Annotated in this window: 17 protein-coding genes; 13 read left to right on the forward strand and 4 right to left on the reverse strand. The window is 69.7% G+C overall.

Going from position 1 to position 17,145, the window contains the following annotated elements:
- Together VNW53_RS12495 and VNW53_RS12500 are read left to right on the forward strand one after the other, a co-directional pair.
- Positions 1–956: calcium-binding protein (locus VNW53_RS12495; RefSeq protein WP_325556000.1), on the forward strand; the 956-nt coding region annotated here is incomplete at its 5' end.
- A gap of 373 nt (positions 957–1,329) precedes the next feature.
- Positions 1,330–2,232 (forward strand): TylF/MycF/NovP-related O-methyltransferase, encoded by a 903-nt coding sequence (locus VNW53_RS12500; RefSeq protein WP_325556032.1) that lies wholly within the window; start codon positions 1,330–1,332, stop codon positions 2,230–2,232.
- Positions 2,233–2,237: 5 nt separating this feature from the next.
- Here the strand turns inward: VNW53_RS12500 and VNW53_RS12505 are convergent, their stop codons facing one another.
- Positions 2,238–3,236 (reverse strand): M23 family metallopeptidase, encoded by a 999-nt coding sequence (locus VNW53_RS12505; RefSeq protein ID WP_325556001.1) that lies wholly within the window; start codon positions 3,234–3,236, stop codon positions 2,238–2,240.
- A 64-nt stretch (positions 3,237–3,300) separates the two neighbouring features.
- Positions 3,301–4,041: a sulfotransferase domain-containing protein gene (locus VNW53_RS12510; protein ID WP_325556002.1), complete on the reverse strand. Its 741-nt coding sequence runs from the start codon at positions 4,039–4,041 to the stop codon at positions 3,301–3,303.
- Positions 4,042–4,158: 117 nt separating this feature from the next.
- Between VNW53_RS12510 and rfbF the strand changes: the two genes are divergently transcribed.
- From rfbF to VNW53_RS12545, 7 genes are all read left to right on the forward strand, one after another.
- Positions 4,159–4,926, forward strand: coding sequence for a glucose-1-phosphate cytidylyltransferase (gene rfbF, locus VNW53_RS12515; protein ID WP_325556003.1), 768 nt, complete (start codon positions 4,159–4,161; stop codon positions 4,924–4,926).
- Positions 4,914–5,975 carry a CDP-glucose 4,6-dehydratase gene (gene rfbG, locus VNW53_RS12520; RefSeq protein WP_325556004.1) on the forward strand — a complete coding sequence of 354 codons (1,062 nt, stop codon included), beginning with the start codon at positions 4,914–4,916 and terminating at the stop codon, positions 5,973–5,975. Before rfbF ends, rfbG begins: the two co-directional genes overlap by 13 nt.
- Positions 5,972–7,210, forward strand: coding sequence for a class I SAM-dependent methyltransferase (locus VNW53_RS12525; RefSeq protein ID WP_325556005.1), 1,239 nt, complete (start codon positions 5,972–5,974; stop codon positions 7,208–7,210). The genes rfbG and VNW53_RS12525 overlap by 4 nt, the downstream gene beginning before the upstream one ends.
- Positions 7,210–7,752, forward strand: coding sequence for a dTDP-4-dehydrorhamnose 3,5-epimerase (gene rfbC / locus VNW53_RS12530; RefSeq protein ID WP_325556006.1), 543 nt, complete (start codon positions 7,210–7,212; stop codon positions 7,750–7,752). The genes VNW53_RS12525 and rfbC overlap by 1 nt, the downstream gene beginning before the upstream one ends.
- 62 nt (positions 7,753–7,814) lie before the next feature.
- Positions 7,815–8,879, forward strand: a complete 1,065-nt coding sequence (locus VNW53_RS12535; protein ID WP_325556007.1) for an FkbM family methyltransferase — start codon at positions 7,815–7,817, stop codon at positions 8,877–8,879.
- Between the two features lie 5 nt (positions 8,880–8,884).
- Entirely contained in the window at positions 8,885–9,694 is an 810-nt protein-coding gene (locus VNW53_RS12540; RefSeq protein WP_325556008.1) for an SDR family oxidoreductase, read from the forward strand.
- Positions 9,691–10,344 carry a hypothetical protein gene (locus VNW53_RS12545; protein WP_325556009.1) on the forward strand — a complete coding sequence of 218 codons (654 nt, stop codon included), beginning with the start codon at positions 9,691–9,693 and terminating at the stop codon, positions 10,342–10,344. The genes VNW53_RS12540 and VNW53_RS12545 overlap by 4 nt, the downstream gene beginning before the upstream one ends.
- Here the strand turns inward: VNW53_RS12545 and VNW53_RS12550 are convergent.
- Together VNW53_RS12550 and VNW53_RS12555 are read right to left on the reverse strand one after the other, a co-directional pair.
- Positions 10,341–12,623: a tetratricopeptide repeat protein gene (locus VNW53_RS12550; protein WP_325556011.1), complete on the reverse strand. Its 2,283-nt coding sequence runs from the start codon at positions 12,621–12,623 to the stop codon at positions 10,341–10,343. The genes VNW53_RS12545 and VNW53_RS12550 overlap by 4 nt on opposite strands.
- A 91-nt stretch (positions 12,624–12,714) precedes the next feature.
- Entirely contained in the window at positions 12,715–12,984 is a 270-nt protein-coding gene (locus VNW53_RS12555; RefSeq protein WP_325556012.1) for a SemiSWEET transporter, read from the reverse strand.
- A 149-nt stretch (positions 12,985–13,133) separates the two neighbouring features.
- Between VNW53_RS12555 and VNW53_RS12560 the strand changes: the two genes are divergently transcribed.
- Genes VNW53_RS12560 through purD form a run of 4 tightly spaced genes read left to right on the forward strand, consistent with a single transcriptional unit; the run spans position 13,134 to position 17,070 of the window.
- Positions 13,134–14,312 carry an ATP-binding protein gene (locus VNW53_RS12560; RefSeq protein WP_325556013.1) on the forward strand — a complete coding sequence of 393 codons (1,179 nt, stop codon included), beginning with the start codon at positions 13,134–13,136 and terminating at the stop codon, positions 14,310–14,312.
- Positions 14,313–14,362: 50 nt separating this feature from the next.
- Complete coding sequence (phoU, locus tag VNW53_RS12565) at positions 14,363–15,055, forward strand: phosphate signaling complex protein PhoU (RefSeq protein WP_325556014.1); 693 nt, start codon at positions 14,363–14,365, stop codon at positions 15,053–15,055.
- Between the two features lie 11 nt (positions 15,056–15,066).
- Positions 15,067–15,756: a phosphate regulon transcriptional regulator PhoB gene (gene phoB, locus VNW53_RS12570; protein WP_325556033.1), complete on the forward strand. Its 690-nt coding sequence runs from the start codon at positions 15,067–15,069 to the stop codon at positions 15,754–15,756.
- Positions 15,757–15,798: 42 nt separating this feature from the next.
- Positions 15,799–17,070, forward strand: a complete 1,272-nt coding sequence (purD, locus tag VNW53_RS12575; protein WP_325556015.1) for a phosphoribosylamine--glycine ligase — start codon at positions 15,799–15,801, stop codon at positions 17,068–17,070.
- Positions 17,071–17,145: the final 75 nt, after the last annotated feature.

Below are 17,145 nucleotides of genomic sequence, written 5' to 3' on the forward strand. Positions count from 1 at the left end.
ACGACACCATCTCGGCGGGCGCCGGCACCGGCAACCTGACGATCAAGGGTGAAGACGGCGACGACTCGATCAACGCGACCGCGGCGGCCGGCGATGACAACATCGATGGCGGCACCGGTAACGACACGATCGCTGGCGGCACCGGCGACGACACCATCACCGGTGGCGACGGGAACGACCAGATCACCGACGCGGGCGGCAAGAACGTCCTCGACGGCGGCAACGGCAACGACAGCTTCACGCTCAGCGGCGGCACCACGGCCTCCTCCGATACGGTCACGGGCGGCGCCGGCAACGACGTGGTTTCGGTCGGGGCTGGTCACGGCAAGGACCTCATCAACACCGGGGACGGCAACGACAGCGTCAACGCTGGCGGTGCGGCGAGCGCCCAGACCATCATCGGCGGGACGGGTAACGACACCCTGATCGGCGGTGCGGGCTCCGACAGCATCTCCGCGGTGGCCGGTAAGGACATCCTCAGCGGCGGCGCCGGTAACGACACGATCCACGGCAGCACGGGCAACGACACCATCACCGGCGGCACGGGGACTGACGTCCTCTTCGGCGGCGGCGGCGGCGACCTGTTCGTGTTCAACAGCGCGGGCGCCGGCGACTCGAACGCCGTCGCGGGCACGCTCGACCAGATCAGGGATTGGAACGGCGGCACCACGGCGGCGCCGACCAACTTCCTGCACTTCAACGACACCACCGGCGCCACGATGGCGGCGGGTACGACCCTGAACTACACCGAAACGACGGGAACGGACTTCACCGACGCGACGGCTCAGGCGAACGCTCACCTGGGCACCAGCGGCAAGTACGTGGCGGTGCAGATCGGCACGGACGTGGTGGTGTTCGCCGACACCAACAACGACCACAGCATCACGGCCGCCGACACCGCGGTCGTGCTGGTGGGCAAATCGCTCGCCGATATCGACTTCTCGAACATCATCTAGGCTCCGGCTTAGACGACACGAGGTCAGGGGCCGCCCTTCGGGGCGGCCCCTTTCTTTTTGGGCGCCTGCTGAAGACACCCATCGCCGCCGGCCGCGGGCCCCGACGATGGGGGCTGTCGCGGCGCGCTTGGTGTGGGTGAAGGCCGCTGGCCGGCCGCGCCGAGCTCGCTTGCTCAGGCGCCATGGCCCAGAAACGCGAAGGCCGAGCGGCAGATCCTGCGATCCGCCACCCGGCCAAAGCGACACAGCCATGGAGAGCTAGGCTGACCATTGACCCTATCGCGACCAGCTGTGCTAGGGAAGCAGCTCGCCGATCACGTATCGTTCAACCCGGCCACGCGGCCGGTCGCGGGAGTTTCAAGCCTTGAGCGATGTGACCATCAAGGATACGTCGGCGATGCACCTGATGCACATGGGCGATGGCCTGATGCGCGCCGGCGACATCCCGACGGCGGCGAACCTCTATCTCGTCGCCCTCAGGCGCGCGACGCCCAGGCAGCGTCAAACCATCCTGGTCCGCCTGGGCCTGGCCACCGCCAACCATCGCCGCCGAGTCCAGCTCCACGACATCCTGCAAAGCCTCGAAGCCATCGGCCAGAACGTCTTCATCGGTGAAGGTCTGGCGACATGGCAAAAGACGCTGCCCTTCCTCGATGATGACCGCTTCAACGCCCTCGCCGGCAAGCACGCCCACCTGCTGCCCCTCGCCAACTGGCACTGGAACCTTCAGACAGTCCTCTGGGCGGTCAAGCAGGGCCGCGCGGTCGAAGGGGACTTCGTGGAGCTCGGGGTCTTCAAGGGCCACACGACGATCTTCGTGGCCGAGTACCTGGAGTTCGCCGGCTGGGACAAGCGCTGGTTCCTGTACGACACCTTCGAGGGCATTCCGGACGACCAGCTCGATCCCGGCTGGGCGGCGAGCAACAAGGCGACCTACGGGGCCGGCACGTTCAGCTTCGAGGAGGTCCAGGAGCGATTCGCGGCCTTCCCGAACATCCAGGTGATCAAGGGCCGCGTGCCCGAAGTTCTGGGCGAGGTGTCGCCTGAACGCATCGCTTTCCTCCACGTGGACCTGAACAACTCCACCGCGGAGATCGCCGCGCTCGATGCGCTCTATGACCGAATCTCGCCCGGCGGTGTGATCGTCTTCGATGACTACTGCTGGCTGTCGGCCAAGGCGCAGCATGACGCGGAAAACCGCTGGTTCGCCGACCGCGGCCTGCAGCAGATCCTGGCGCTGCCCACCGGCCAGGGCCTGTTCATCAAGACCGCCTGACGCCCTCAGAGCGTGGTCTGCCACCGGCGGCTGATCGCCGCCGCGCCGGCCCGGCGGACCAGCAGCTCGCCCACATAGACGCCGTGGGGCCAGCCGGCGGCCGGGCGCTTGCGGCCTACCTGGCTCAGCCATTGGGCCTTGTCGTGGTCGAGCGGCGGCTGGGTCGCCGCGGCCAGGACCGCGCCGTCCGGCCCCAGCAACCGCAGCTCGACGACGTCCCCGGCCTCCAGCCCGATGAGCCGCGCATAGGCCACGATGGCGTCGGATGACGCACTGGGGGCTGGAAGCGCGCCGGCCTCCACCGCGTCCATGCCGCCCACCGACGTCTCGAAGCCCGCGTTCAGCACTGCGCCCCGCTTGTAGCCAAGTTCGCGGGCGGTCGCCTCGGCCCACATCCCGGCCTGCGGCGCACAGGCCGGCGCGGAGACCGGGCCCGGCGCGAAGGGGTCCACGGCCTGGCCCGCGTGCAGCACCGTCAGGTGCAGGTGCGGGAACTCGGTGTCGCCGGAGAGGCCCACGCGGGCGATGGCCTGCCCCGCCTTCACCGCATCGCCGGGCCTCACGAGCAGGCTGCCGCGGGCCAGGTGGCAATACTGGGTTTCCCACCCGCCGCCGTGCGCGATCACCACCCCGTTGCCGCATTCGCGCCCCGCGATCGACGGGGCGCCGGGCGCGCGGATCGAGATGTCGGGCTCGCCGTCGCGCAGGCGCTCCACCGTGCCCGCCGCCGCCGCCAGCACGTCCACGCCGGCCCGTTGCGCGGCCATGTCGCTCACCCGGAAATCGGTGCCGTTGTGGGCCTGATAGGTGCGGTGGCCGCAGTGGAAGTCGAGCGCGGCGGGGCCGGGGTCGCGGTCGACATAGTTCTGCACCTCGCAACTGCGGCCGATCTCGCAGGCGAGCGGCAGGACGAGCTTCGGCGCATCGTCGGGCGCCCCTCGCGCGGCCGCCCAGGGCGTGGCGAGGGCTGCGACGGCGAGCGCGGCGAGTGGCGTCAGGCGCATGGGGCCTCTTCTGCGGCGAGGGTTCGCCGCAAGCCTCGCGGCCCGTGGCGACCAAACTATGGCCTCACCCGAACCGCAGGCCCGTGAGGTCGGCGAGCCGCGCCGCGTCGCGGGCGTAGACGGCGCGCAGGTGCGCCACGTCCTCGGCCGTGAGTTGCGAGCCGTAGTCCATCTCGCGGCCGACATGCACGTCGCGCGGGGCCGGCGCCGCGCCCGGCGGAAGCCCGAGGAAGCCGCGCACCCGGGCCAGGACCGGGCCCGGATCCGCGCGCAGATCCTCCGCCTTCAGCACCAGCGCCTGCTCCCGGGGGAAGAGGCCGAAGAGCCGCTCGACCTGCTCGCCATAGAAGCCGCGCTCCACATAGGAGAACTCCCGGTGGACGCCCCAGGGCTCCGCCGCGAACAGCCGCTGGCGGCCTTCACGGACGCACCAGGCGAAGGGCTGAGTCTCCGCGCCGCGGGCGTATTCCATCTTCCAGTGCGACCAGGCCCGCTCCACCGGATCGCGCAGCATGACGATCAGCTTCATCGCCGGATTGTAGGCGGCGATCCGCTCGAGGCTTTGCGGCCAATAGAGGTAGATCGGCGTCGCCTCGCCCCGCAGGCGCCCGTCGGACGGCGGGAAGGCCGCGTGATAGGCGCCGTAGTCGGGCCGCGCCCAGTCGATCGCCTCATCGTCGAAGAAGTGAACTTCCTTCTCGCGCGACAGCGCCAGGCTCGGCGCCTCGCCCAGATAGTCGAACAGGGCGGTCGTGCCGCCCTTCTGCACGCCGGCGACGATGAAGGCGACGCGATCCTCGGCCATCTCTCCCACATCCCCCGCCGAGCCCCAGGCTGCAAGGCCTTCTAATGGCCGGATTGGCGCTTCATAGGCCGCGGCCTACGCGATAAGAGGGGCGGCGGGGCGAGAGGCTTTGAGACCATGAAGACAGTGATCCTGGCGGGCGGCCTCGGCACGCGCATCTCCGAAGAGAGCCACCTGAAGCCCAAGCCGATGATCGAGATCGGGGGCCGGCCGATCCTGTGGCACATCATGAAGCTCTACTCGCACTACGGCTTCAACGACTTCATCGTTTGCCTCGGCTACAAGGGCTACGTGGTGAAGGAGTATTTCTCCAACTACGTGCTGCACAACGCCGACCTGACCGTCGACCTGGCCCGTGGGGTCACCGAGTACCACGCCACCAATCACGAACCCTGGCGCGTCACCCTGGTGGACACCGGGGCCGACACCATGACCGGCGGGCGGGTGAAGCGCGTGGCGCAGTACCTCGACAAGGACGAGCCGTTCTTCCTCACCTACGGCGACGGCGTGGCCGACGTGGACCTGGGCGCGCTCGCGGCCTTCCACCGCGCCCATGGCCGCGAGGCGACCGTCACCGCGGTCTCCCCGCCCGGGCGCTATGGGGCGCTGGAGATCCGCGACGACCAGGTCCAGCGGTTCATCGAAAAGCCGCCCGGCGACAACGGCCTGATCAACGGCGGCTTCTTTGTCCTGCAGCCCAAGGTCCTGGACCGAATCGCGGACGATGCGACCAGCTTCGAGGTCGAGCCTCTGGAGACCCTGGCGCACGACAACCAGCTGATGGCCTACCGCCATGACGGCTTCTGGGCGGCGATGGACACCCTGCGCGACAAGAACCATCTGGAAGCCCTGTGGGCCTCCGGCGAGGCGCCGTGGCGGCGCTAGACCCGCTCTTCTGGCGCGGCAAACGGGTCCTCCTGACCGGCCACACCGGCTTCAAGGGGGCCTGGGCGGCGATCTGGCTGGCCGAGCTCGGCGCGGAGGTCACTGGCCTGGCGCTGGCGCCCGACCAGGAGCCCAGCCTGTTCGAGCTGGCGGGCGTCGAAGGCTGCGCGGCCTCGCTGATCGTCGACCTGCGCGACGCCGCGGCGGTGGAGGCCGCGCTCGCCGGCCGCAGCTTCGATCTTGTCCTGCACATGGCCGCCCAACCGATCGTGCGGGCCGCCATCGCCGACCCCGTGGCCACCTTCGCCTCGAACGTCATGGGCACGGCCCACCTGCTGCAGGCGCTGCGCGCGCAGGCGGGCCTGCAGGCCGTGCTCGCGATCACCTCCGACAAGGTCTACGCCAACGCCGAGACCGGCCGCGCCTTCTCCGAGACAGACGCCCTGGGCGGCAAGGATCCCTATTCCGCCTCCAAGGCCGCCACCGAGATCGCCGTCCAGAGCTTCGCCAAAAGCTACTTCGAGCCGGCCGGCGTCCCCCTCGCCACGGCGCGCGGCGGCAACGTGATCGGCGGCGGTGACTTCTCGCCCGACCGCATCGTCGCCGACATCGTCCGCGCCGCCCGGGCCCAGCAGCCGGTCGTCCTGCGCCATCCGGAGGCGACGCGTCCCTGGCAGCATGTGCTCGACTGCCTGGCGGGCTACCTCGTCTATCTGCAGGCGCTCGCCACCGAGGGTTCGACGCCGCGGGCGATGAACTTCGGCCCCCGGCCGGGCGGGCGCGAGGTGACGGTGGGCGAGCTCGCCACCCTGGGGGTCGAGGCGCTGGGCGCGCAGCCCTGGCGCCACGAGCCCGACCCCCGGTCCCTGGAGGCCAGGTCCCTGGCGATCGACGCCGGCCTGGCCCGACGCGTTCTGGGCTTCGAGAGCCGGCTCGACGCGCCGGCCGCCGTCGCGCTCACCATGGACTGGTATCGCCGCCAGGCGAACGGCGAGGACGCCCTGGTCTTGTGCCGGGACCAGATCCGGTCTTACCAAGGCTGCGCATGACCACGCCCCTTTGCCGCTTCTGCCGGACTCCGCTCGTCCACACCTTCCTGGACCTGGGCGACCAGCCCCTGGCCAACAGCTATCTCACCGCCGACCAGCTCGCCGCGGGGACGGAGGCGTCCTATCCGCTGCACGTGCGGGTCTGCCACAGCTGCTTCCTGGTGCAGGCCGACGACGCCGTGCCGGCCGACGCGATCTTCGACGACGGCTACGCCTACTTCTCCTCCTACTCGACGAGCTGGGTGGAGCACGCCAAGCGCTACGCTGCGGCCATGACCGAGCGCTTCGGCCTGGGCCCGGAGTCGCTGGTCGTCGAGGTGGCCAGCAACGACGGCTACCTGCTGCAGCACTTCGTCGAGCTGGACATTCCGGTGCTGGGCGTGGAGCCCACGGCCAACACCGCCCAGGCCGCCATCGCCCGCGGGGTTCCCACCGAGGTGATGTTCTTCGGCGAGCAGACCGGCGCGCTGCTGGCCTCGCGCGGCGACCGGGCGGATCTGATGGCCGCCAACAACGTCCTGGCCCACGTGCCCGACATCGCCGACTTCGTGGCCGGGTTCCGGGAGGTGCTGAAGGACGAGGGTGTGCTGACCTTCGAGTTCCCGCACCTGTTGAACCTGATCGAGAAGGTCCAGTTCGACACGATCTATCATGAGCACTACTCCTACCTGTCGCTGCTGGCGGTGGAGCAGGTGCTGCGCGCCAACGGACTCAGGCCGTTCGATGTCGAACGATTGACCACCCACGGCGGCTCGCTGCGACTGTTCTGCTGCCACATGGGCTCCGGCCACGAGGAGAGCGACGCCCTCGTCGCCCTGCGGGAGGAGGAGCACGCCGCCGGCCTGGACCGCATCGACAGCTACGCAGGGTTCGCGCCGCGGGTGGAAGCCGTGCGCGACAGCTTCCGCGCCTTCCTCGCCGCGGAAAAGGCCGGCGGGCGGCGGATCGCCGCCTATGGCGCGGCGGCCAAGGGCAACACCTTCCTCAACTATTGCCGTACGACCTCGAACGATATCGAGGCGGTGTTCGACGCCAGCCCGGCGAAGCAGGGCCGGTTCCTGCCCGGCAGTCACCTGCCGATCCTCAGCCCGGCCCAGGTGCGCGAGGTGCGGCCCGACGATCTGGTGATCCTGCCCTGGAACCTGAAGGACGAGATCATGGGCCAGATGGCCTTCATCCGCGACTGGGGCGGCCGCTTCGTCACCGCCTCGCCGGAGACGCGGGTCCTGCCCTGATGCGGTTTACGCCCACCTCGATCGGGGGCGTGGTCGTGGTCGACATCGCGCCGCACGAGGACGCCCGCGGCGCTTTCGCGCGTCTTCAGTGCCCGGAGGAGTTCGCCGCCGCGGGCCATCCCTTCACGCCGGTCCAGACCAGCCTGTCGCGCAACCCGCGCCTGGGCACGCTGCGGGGCATGCACTATCAGCCTACGCCCTACGGCGAGACCAAGCTGGTGCGGGCTATCCGTGGACGGATGTTCGACGTGGCGCTGGACCTGCGCCGCGACAGTCCGACCTTCGGGCGCTGGACGGCCGCGGAGCTGTCCGCCGACAACGCGCGCGCCCTGCTGATCCCCGAAGGCGTCGCCCACGGCTTCCTGACGCTCGAACCCGACACCGACGTTCTCTACCAGATCAGCCCCGCCTTCCGGCCCGGCCACGAGGCCGGCGTGCGCTGGAACGACCCGGGCTTCGCCATCGCCTGGCCCGCCGCGCCGGCGCTCATCTCCGAGCGCGACGCGGGCTATCCCGACCACCCGAGATCTTCCGATCACTGAGGCTGAGATTGCCGGAGCGATCTGCTAGATACACCGCGCTTTCAAGGAATAGGTTCGCATTCATGGCTCAGGACAAGGCGCTGATCGCGCTGGAACGCATCGCAGGAGACGAGGCTTGGCGGGCAGCCTTCATCCGCGAGCTCATCGCCTTCGAGGGCGCGATCGACGCGCCCGGCGTCGACGTGCGCGAGGAGATCACCGGCCCGCTGGTGGACGCCCTGTTCGAGGACGACCAGGTGATCCGCAAGACGCTGTCGACCGGCGTCACCTTCGAATTCCTCTATCGCTCGAAGATCGCCCGCGACTTCGTGATGTCGACGCCCGAGACGCCCGACCACGCCTGGGAGCCGCAGACCAGCCGCATCCTGGTCAACCTCGCCAAGCGCGCGAAGCAGGTGGTGGTCGGCGGCGCCTACTTCGGCGACCACGCGGTGCTGATCGCCCGCGAGATCGCCCCGCGCGGCGGCGTCGTCCACGCCTTCGAGCCCAACAACCAGCAGCGCGGCATGCTGGCCCGCAACGCCGAGCTGAACGGCCTGACCAACATCCGCCCGCGTCCAGAGGGCCTGTGGTCGGACTCGAGCACCAACCTCAAGCTGGTGGGCTACGACAGCTTCGCCAGCGTCGAGGTGGCCGAGGCCGACGCCGAGGACGGCTTCAAGACGGTGACCATCGCCGACTATCTGAAGGCCGCCGGCGTCGACCGGCTCGACCTGATCGTGGTCGACATCGAGGGCGCGGAGCTGGGCGCGTTGAAGGGCGCCGAACCCTTCCTGGCGATGCCGGCCGGCCAGGCGCCGGACATCCTCTTCGAGGTGCACCGCCACTACGTCGACTGGTCGAACGGCCTGGAGGCGACGGAGATCGCGCGCCTGCTGACCGGCCACGGCTACCACCTCTTCGCGCTGCGCGACTTCAATTCGAACTACGATCTGGCCGGCAAGCCCATCGAGCTGATCCCGGCCGGCGCTATCTATCTCGAGGGCCCGCCGCATGGCTTCAACATGGTGGCGGTGAAAGATCCCAAGGTGTTCGACACGCCTGAGTATCGCATCGTCCGCGACGTCTCGCCGAAGCTCCTGCGGCACAAGGACCCCAAGCTGCACCACCCGGTCGGAGGCCTCTAGGCGGCGTGACGGGCCTCGCCACCATCCTGGGCGCGACCGGCTTCGTCGGCCGCCGGCTGCAGGCCCGGCTCACCGCCGAGGGCTGGGACGTCTATGCCCCCGCCAAGGGCGACAAGTCGCTGTTCGGCCGCGACATGGGGGTGGTGTTCTACTGCGCGGGCCTCACCGCCGACTACGACCTTAGGCCGTTCGACACGGTCGAGGCCCACGCGACCCTGGTCAGCGAACTGGTCCAGGCTGGCCGCTTCGAGCAGCTCATCTACCTGTCCTCGACCCGGCTCTACGACGGCCAGGCGGCGGCGGAGCTGGACGAGACCGCGCCGTTGCTGTTCGACCCCACGGACCCGCGCCGCGTCTACGACCTCTCCAAGGCCCTGGGCGAGAACCTCACCCTGGCCCGCACGGAGGGGAGGGGCGCCGTCGCGCGCCTGGCCAATGTCTACGACTGGGAACCCGAGGCGCCGGGCTTCCTCTCCGAATGGCTGATCCAGGCGGCGCGGACCCGCGAGCTGCACCTGGAGTCCAGTCCGCACATCTCGCGCGACTACATCCACCTGGACGACGTGGTCGCCGCCCTGATCGCCATGTCGGAGAAGCCCGCCCAGGGGATCGTCAACGTGGGCGGCGGCGAGCTCACCGCCAACGGCGAGATCGCCAACCTGTTCCTGCAGGCCGGCTGGCGTGTCGACTTCACGCGCGACATCTCTCCGCCCCCGCCGCCGCGGGCCGACAACGGCCGCCTGCGGGCGCTTGGCGTGACGCCCGCGCCGGTCAAGGATGTGGTGCGCGGCTATCTGGAGGGGCTGAAGGCTTGAAGCTTCGGGGGCATACCCGCGAGTCTCTGCTCGCCTACATCACGGCCCAGTGCGCCCATGTGGTCCCCGACGGCCGCGAGGCGGTGTTCCGCACGGTCGTCGACGCGCACCTCGACGAGTCGCTGGAGCGGATGCACCGCTGCATCAACGCCTGCGCGCCCTGGCGGCCGGACGAGTTCAACGTCCTGCAGTCCTCCCAGCACACCATCTTCCTGTATTACCTGGGGAATACGATCTGGCGACGGTCCGGCGACACCGGGGCCCCGACGCGGCTGTTCCTGATGAACAAGGCGTTCAACGGCATCGACCTGTTCTACGAGATCGCCATGCCGGAGGTGTTCTACATCGGCCACAGCCTGGGCATCGTGCTCGCCAAGGCGACCTATGGGAATTATCTGGTGCTCTACCAGAACTCGACGGTGGGCCGGCACAAGGACCAGATCCCGGTGATCGGGAACCGCGTGGTGATGTACCCCGGCAGCTCGATCGCGGCCGGCGCCGTGGTCGAAGACGACGTGGTGATCTCGCAGGGCGTCCGCGTGATCGGCAAGCACGTGCCGCGCGGCCAGATGGTGTTCGCCGGCGCGGGTCCGGAGCTGGTCCTGCGGCCGCGGCCGGACGACCTGATGAGCGAGTACTTCCGGCTCTAGGCCGGCGCGTGCACGGCCTTGGCGATCAGGTCGTAGAAATCCTGGGCGAACTGGCCGGTCTGGCCCAGGGGCCCGGAGCGGATCTGCTCGCGCAGGGTCTGGCGCAGCGCCAGGCGCCGGTCCCGGTCGCCGGCCAGGGCCACGGCGGTGCGGACGAAGTCATCCTTATTGTCGCTCGCCAGGTCCTTCAGCCCGCTGTTGGTGAGGAGCGAGTAGCTCAACCGCTCGTAGAAGGCTTCGCCGATCAGGCTGACCACCGGCACGCCCATCCAAAGGGATTCCGTCGTCGTGGTGCCGCCGGTCAGGGGGAAGGTGTCCAGGCTGATGTCGATCTCGTTGTAGAACGGCATGTGGGCGCCGCGCACGGTGGCGAAGCCGATCCGCTCCTTGGCGACGCCGCCGCGTTCGAACTCGGCGCAGACGTTGCGGCGGAAGGTCGGGGTGCTGCCTTCCGGACGGACGAACAGGAACCGCGAGCCGGGCGTCTCATGCAGGACGCGGGCCCAGACCTCGAACATTTCGCGGTTGTACTTGTGGGGGTTGTTGGCGGTGCCAAAGGTGATGACGCCGTTGCGGTCCTGGGGCAGGCCGGGCTTGATCTCGTGGGCGTCGGTGAACACCGCGCGGCCCAGGGCGATCCAGGTGTGGGGCATCATCAGCGGCTTTTCGAGCAGCAGGTCGCGGCGCGGCGGCGTGTTGTAGGGATCGGTGATCAGGTAGTCGATCGTCGAGAGGCCCGCGGAGTGCGGATAGCCCATCCAGCTCGCCTGCTTGGGCGCCGCGCGATAGGCCATCAGGTCCAGGCGGTTCATGTGCGTGGTGCCGCCCAATTCGATCAGCATGTCGAGCTGGTCGTCGGCGATCATCTGGGCGGCGTTTAGGGTGCTGATCTCCGGGTTCCAGTGGAAGGCGGTGGACTTGGACGCGAAGTACTGCTGCAGCCGGTCGGGCTGTTCGCCCTGGTAGAAGGAATAGCAGTAGAGCTCGAACCGCGGATCGACCTGGTCGAACAACGGCTGGGCGAAGTAGCCCACCGGGTGCTGGCGAAGGTCGGACGACAGCAGGCCCAGCCGGATCTTGCCGTCGGGCGCTCGGGGCGCCGGGTGGCGCACCGGGTTCCGGGCGGCGTCCGCCTCGGTCTTGCGGCCCCAGATGGCGTGCTGCTCGAGGAGCTCGTAGCGGTCCTCCAGCGTCTTCACCTGCGCCAGGTGCTTCAGGAGCGCGGTGTGGCGGTTGGTCGTCGCCCAGCCGCGGCCCAGGCTCTTGAAATCGCCGAGCCGGGGCAACTCGTCGAAGGCGCAAACGCGGATCAGGATCTCGTTCAGCACCTTGAGCTGGCCGGGGTTGGTCGGCTTCAGCGCCAGGGCGCGCTCGACGAACTGATAGGCCGCCTCGATGTGGCCGCCCTCGTCGCCGCTGCGTGTGCGCTCCAGGCTCTCGATCAGCGCCAGCAGGTAGTCGGCGTTGGTCGGCGCCAGTTCGCTGGCCCGCTTGAAGTGCATGTTGGCCCGGTCGCGGGCGTAGTCGGCGACGGTGGCGCCAAGCTGATGGTGCACCCAGGCGGCTTCGGGCATGCGGGCGAGGAGGTCGGTCAGATAGGCGTCGGCCGCGCGGAATTGCTGGGCGCGGCGCATCAGGATGACCCGGACCTCGTGCAGCCTTTGGTGATCGGGGTTGGCCGCCAGGGCCTTTTCGAGCAGGGCCTCGGCCTCTTCCGCGTTCTGCTCCTCGTTGGCGACGGCGATGATGTCCAGCCAGGCGTCGATCAGGGTCTTCTGTAGCGCCAGCGCCTGTTTGAACCGGCTCTTGGCGGCGGCGAGCTTGCCCTGCTTGACGAGCGAGCGGCCGAGCTGGCGGATGAACTCGGCGTTGCGCGGGTCGCCGCGAACCAGCTTGGTGAACACCGGCTCGGCGCGGACGCCGTCTTCCATGTCCAGCAGGACGTTCCCACGGTTCGCCTGCACGGCTAGATTTCCGGGCGCGACCTTGGCGGCCGCGTCCAGCGACGCCATCGCCTCGGGATAGCGCTTCAGCTTGCGGTAGACGACGCCCAGCAGGTTGAGGAGGTCCAGGTCGCGCGGGTAGCGCGCCACGCCGGCGGAGCCCCAGACCACGCCTTCCTCATAGCGCTCCCGGCGGTAGAGCTGCGTCAGCAGCACGCGGTAGATGTGCGCCGGCTGGTTGGGCTCCTCGGTGGCCACCGCGATCAGCAGGTCGATCGCCTCGTCGGCCCGGCCCGCCTTCAGCGCCGCATCCGCCGCGGCCAAACGTTCATCCATGCTTCGACCCGAATAGCTTGCGCCCCCGCGCGTCGCGCGCAGCCTTAAGGCCGCCCGCCCTGTGTGGCTAGAGCATGCGCGCCGCCGGCCTTCAATCGCGCCGGCTGAACCGCCATTTCAGGGCCAGCACCGCGGCGGCCATGGCCAGGCAGATGAGGTTCGACACCGTCACCGGCCAACTGGCGATGATCAGGCCATAGCCGGTCCACAGGCAAAAGCCGGCGACCGTGACCAGGTACATGGTCAGCGACACCTCCGCGGCGTCGCGGTCGCGCCAGATCTTGACGATCTGCGGCGCGAAGCTGCTCATCGAGCACAGCGCGGCGGCGGTCCCCACGGTGTTGGCGACAAGGTTTGACAAGCGCTCGCCCCTGCTGAGCCGGTTCAACGGCGACGCCCGAGCTCAAGTTCCCGCGCCTCGCCGGCAGGCGATCGGCGCAACTGTCACCGACCTGACACACGATTGGCGATGCTAGACTGACCTAGAGGAACGGAGATTCGCCGCTGTCCATGCTCGATCCCCTCTCGGCCTCGATGCCCGCCTCGCAGCTCTATGCGACGGTGATCGACGCCCTGCCGGACCCCATCCTGGTGGTGGCCGGCTTTGAGCGCGAGGAGCTGACCGGCCGCCGCTACATCCTGGCCAACGCCGCGGCCCGCGACCTGCTGCGCATCACGGCCGAGGAGGGCATGCTGCTCTCCGCCGTGCGCGATCCGGAGGTGCTGGGCGCGGTCGACAAGGCGCTGTTCGACGAGGACGACGCCGAAGGGGTCTACGAGACCACCGGCGCCCAGACCCGCAGCCTGCGCGTGCGCGCCCGTTGGCTGGGCTTCGGCGGGGACGGCGCGCGCCTGGCGCTGCTCACCTTCCACGACGAGACCGAGGTGCGCCGCGTCGAACGCACCCGTGTCGATTTCCTGGCCAACGCCAGCCATGAGCTGCGAACGCCGCTGGCCTCGCTCTCCGGCTTCATCGAGACCCTGCGGGGCCACGCCAAGGACGACGCCGCGGCGCGGGAGAAGTTCCTGGGCATCATGCAGACCCAGGCCGACCGGATGGCGCGCCTGATCTCCGACCTCACCTCGCTCAGCCGCATCGAGCTGGACGAGCACGTGCCGCCGCGCGGTGTGGTCGACCTCGGGGTGCTGGTGGGCGAGGTGGTCGAGGCCGCGGCGCCCCTGGGCGCGCAGCGCCGGGTGAAACTCGATTGGCGCTCCAGTACGGCGCAGGCGGCCCTGGTGCGCGGCGAGCGCGACCAGATCGTCCAGGTGGTCCAGAACCTGCTCGACAACGCCATCAAATATTCGCCGGACGGGGCGGCGGTCCGCATCGAGATGCAGAGCGGCCTCACCGACCTGGCGGCCGCGGCCAGCCACGACGGCCTGCCGCGGCTGTCGCTGGTGGCGCCCGACCCGTCCCAGGAGACCTACGCGGCGCTGCGGGTCACCGACCTCGGCCCCGGCATCGCGCGCCAGAACCTGCCGCGGCTTTCGGAGCGCTTCTATCGGGTCGACGGCCAGAAGACCGGGGCCCGCTCCGGGACCGGCCTGGGCCTCGCCATCGTCAAGCACATCATGAACCGCCACCGCGGCGGATTGGTCGTGGCCAGCGCGGAGGGCGACGGCTCGACGTTTACGGCCTATTTTCCCATGGCGAACACGCCGGAAGGCGTCGTCAAAGCGTCATGAGACTGTAGCATAGGGACCGCGTGGGGCGAGACGCCCCCAGGGCGAGGCGGATGAACGAGCACATCGTCAAATCCTACGAAGATGAGCTGAACAGCCTCGCGGCCGAGTGCGTGCGGATGGGCGGCCTGACCGAAGCGCAGGTCGCCGACGCGGTCAGTGGCGTGGTCAAGCGCAACCAGGAGCTCGCCGCCTCGGTGGTGGTCCGCGACGACAAGCTGGACGAGGCCGAGCGCGACATCGAGCGCAAGACCATCCGGCTGATCGCGCTTCGCCAGCCGGTGGCCGACGACCTGCGCCGCGCGGTGGCGGCCATGAAGGTGGCCAACAACCTCGAGCGCTGTGGGGACCTGGCCAAGAACATCGCCAAGCGCACCCTGGTGATCATCGAGAGCGATCCGCTGACCCCGCTGACCCGCTCCATCGAGCGGATGGGCAAGCTGGTGCTGGGCCGGCTCTCCAGCGTGCTGGACGCCTATTCCCGCTCCGACCTGGAACGCGCGCTCGCCGTCTGGAGCCAGGACGACGAGGTGGACGAGCACTACAACTCCCTGTTCCGGGAGCTGCTCACCTACATGATGGGCGACCCGCGCACGATCACCGCCTGCGCCCACATGCTGTTCGTGGCCAAGAACCTTGAGCGGATCGGCGACCACGCCACCAACATCGCCGAGATCGTGCACTACCAGATCACCGGCGCCGAGATGATCGGCGGACGGCCCAAGACCGACGCCCTGCAGGCCTGACGAACATGCAAATGACGCCTCACGTCCTGGTGGTCGAGGACGAGGACTCGCTCGCGACCCTCCTGCAATACAACCTGCAGAAGGAGGGCTACGAGGTGGCCCTGGCCGGCGACGGCGAAGAAGCCCTGCTGCTGGTCGACGAGCGCCTGCCCGACCTGGTGGTGCTGGACTGGATGCTGCCCAAGGTCTCCGGCATCGAGGTCTGCCGCCGGCTCCGCCAGCGCAACGAGACCCGCAACGTGCCGATCATCATGCTGACCGCGCGCGGCGAGGAGACCGACCGGGTGCGCGGCCTCGACACCGGCGCCGACGACTATGTGGTCAAGCCGTTCTCGATGACGGAGCTGACCGCCCGCATCCGCGCGGTGCTGCGCCGCATTCGACCGGGCCTGGCGGAGGACCGGGTGCGCCGCGGCGACCTGCTGATCGACCGCGTGGCCCACCGGGTGAAGCGCGCCGGCCAGGAGATCCATCTGGGCCCCACCGAGTTCCGCCTGCTCGACTACCTGATGCAGCACCCCGGCCGGGTGTTCTCCCGCGAACAGCTCCTGGACGCCGTCTGGGGCTCGGACGTCTACGTCGAGGCCCGCACGGTCGACGTGCACATCGGGCGCCTACGCAAGGCCCTGGGCGTCTCGGACACCGACGACCCGATCCGCACCGTCCGCTCCGCCGGCTATTCCCTCGATCTGGAAGGCTGAGCCGCGCTTGACCGCGGGCCACGCCCGCGCGAAAGGCCGCCCATGAACATCCTCCTGGTCGGCTCCGGCGGGCGCGAGCATGCGCTCGCCTGGAAGATCAAGCAGTCGCCGCTGCTGGCGCGGCTGGTCTGTGCGCCCGGCAACCCCGGCATGGCGGCGCTGGCCGAGACGCGGGACGTCAAGGCCACCGAGGTCGCCCGCCTGGTCGAACTCGCCCAGGAGATCGCCGCCGATCTGGTGGTCATCGGCCCGGAGGTGGCGATCGAGGCCGGCCTTGCCGACGCCCTGGCGGCCGCCGACATCGCCTGTTTCGGCCCCAGCGCCGCCGCCGGGCGGCTGGAGTCCTCCAAGGCCTTCACCAAGGCCTTCTGCGACCGCCACCACCTGCCGACCTCGCTCTATCGGATCTGCGACGACGCCCCGGCCGCCAAGGCCGCCCTGGCGCATTTCTCGCCGCCCTATGTCGTCAAGACGGACGGCCTGGCCGCCGGCAAGGGCGTGGTGATCGCGCCGGACCGCACGGCTGCCGAGGCCGCCATCGACGACGCCTTCGGCGGCGGCCTGGGCGCGGCCGGCGCCCGGGTGGTGATCGAGGAATATCTCGACGGCGAGATCGGCTCGCTGTTCGCGCTGTGCGACGGCAAGACCTCCATGCTGTTCGGCTGGGCCCAGGACCATAAGCGCGCCTTCGACGGCGACGAGGGGCCGAATACCGGCGGCATGGGGACCTATTCGCCCGCGCCGGTCTTCACCCTCGACCTGGTCGAGCAGACCCGAACCCGGCTGGCCGAGCCGGCGTTCAGGGGCATCGCCGCCGACGGGGCGCCCTACCGCGGCGTGCTGTTCGTGGAGCTGATGGCCACGCGCCACGGCCCCAAGCTGATCGAGTTCAACGCCCGCTTCGGCGATCCCGAGTGCCAGGTGCTGATGCTGCGCCTGGAGAGCGACCTCGTGCCGTACCTGATGGCTTGCGCCACCGGCCGCCTGCACGAGATGCCGCAGCCGGTCTGGCGCGACGAGGACGCCGTCTGCGTGGTGCTGGCGACGGAGGGCTATCCCGGCCCGGCCAGGGCCGGCAGCGTCATCCGCGGCCTCGACCAGGACTTCGGCCCGGGCGTCATGGTCTTCCACGCGGGGACCACCGCGGGACCTGACGGAACCGTGCTGGCCGGATCGGGCCGGGCGCTGAACGTCTGCGCCCTGGGCGAAGACCTCGCCGAGGCGCGCGAGCGGGCCTATGGCGCGGTGGCCCGCATCGACTGGCCGCAGGGCTTCCACCGCACCGACATCGGCTGGCGGGCGCTGGCCCGCTGAGGTAGCGCGCTGAGCGCCTTGCTCGCAGGGCGCCGGCCCCGATAAAGTGGCTTCAAACAACTGTACGAGGGATCG

The sequence above is a fragment of the Phenylobacterium sp. genome, from assembly GCF_035569475.1.
Taxonomy (GTDB): domain Bacteria; phylum Pseudomonadota; class Alphaproteobacteria; order Caulobacterales; family Caulobacteraceae; genus Phenylobacterium.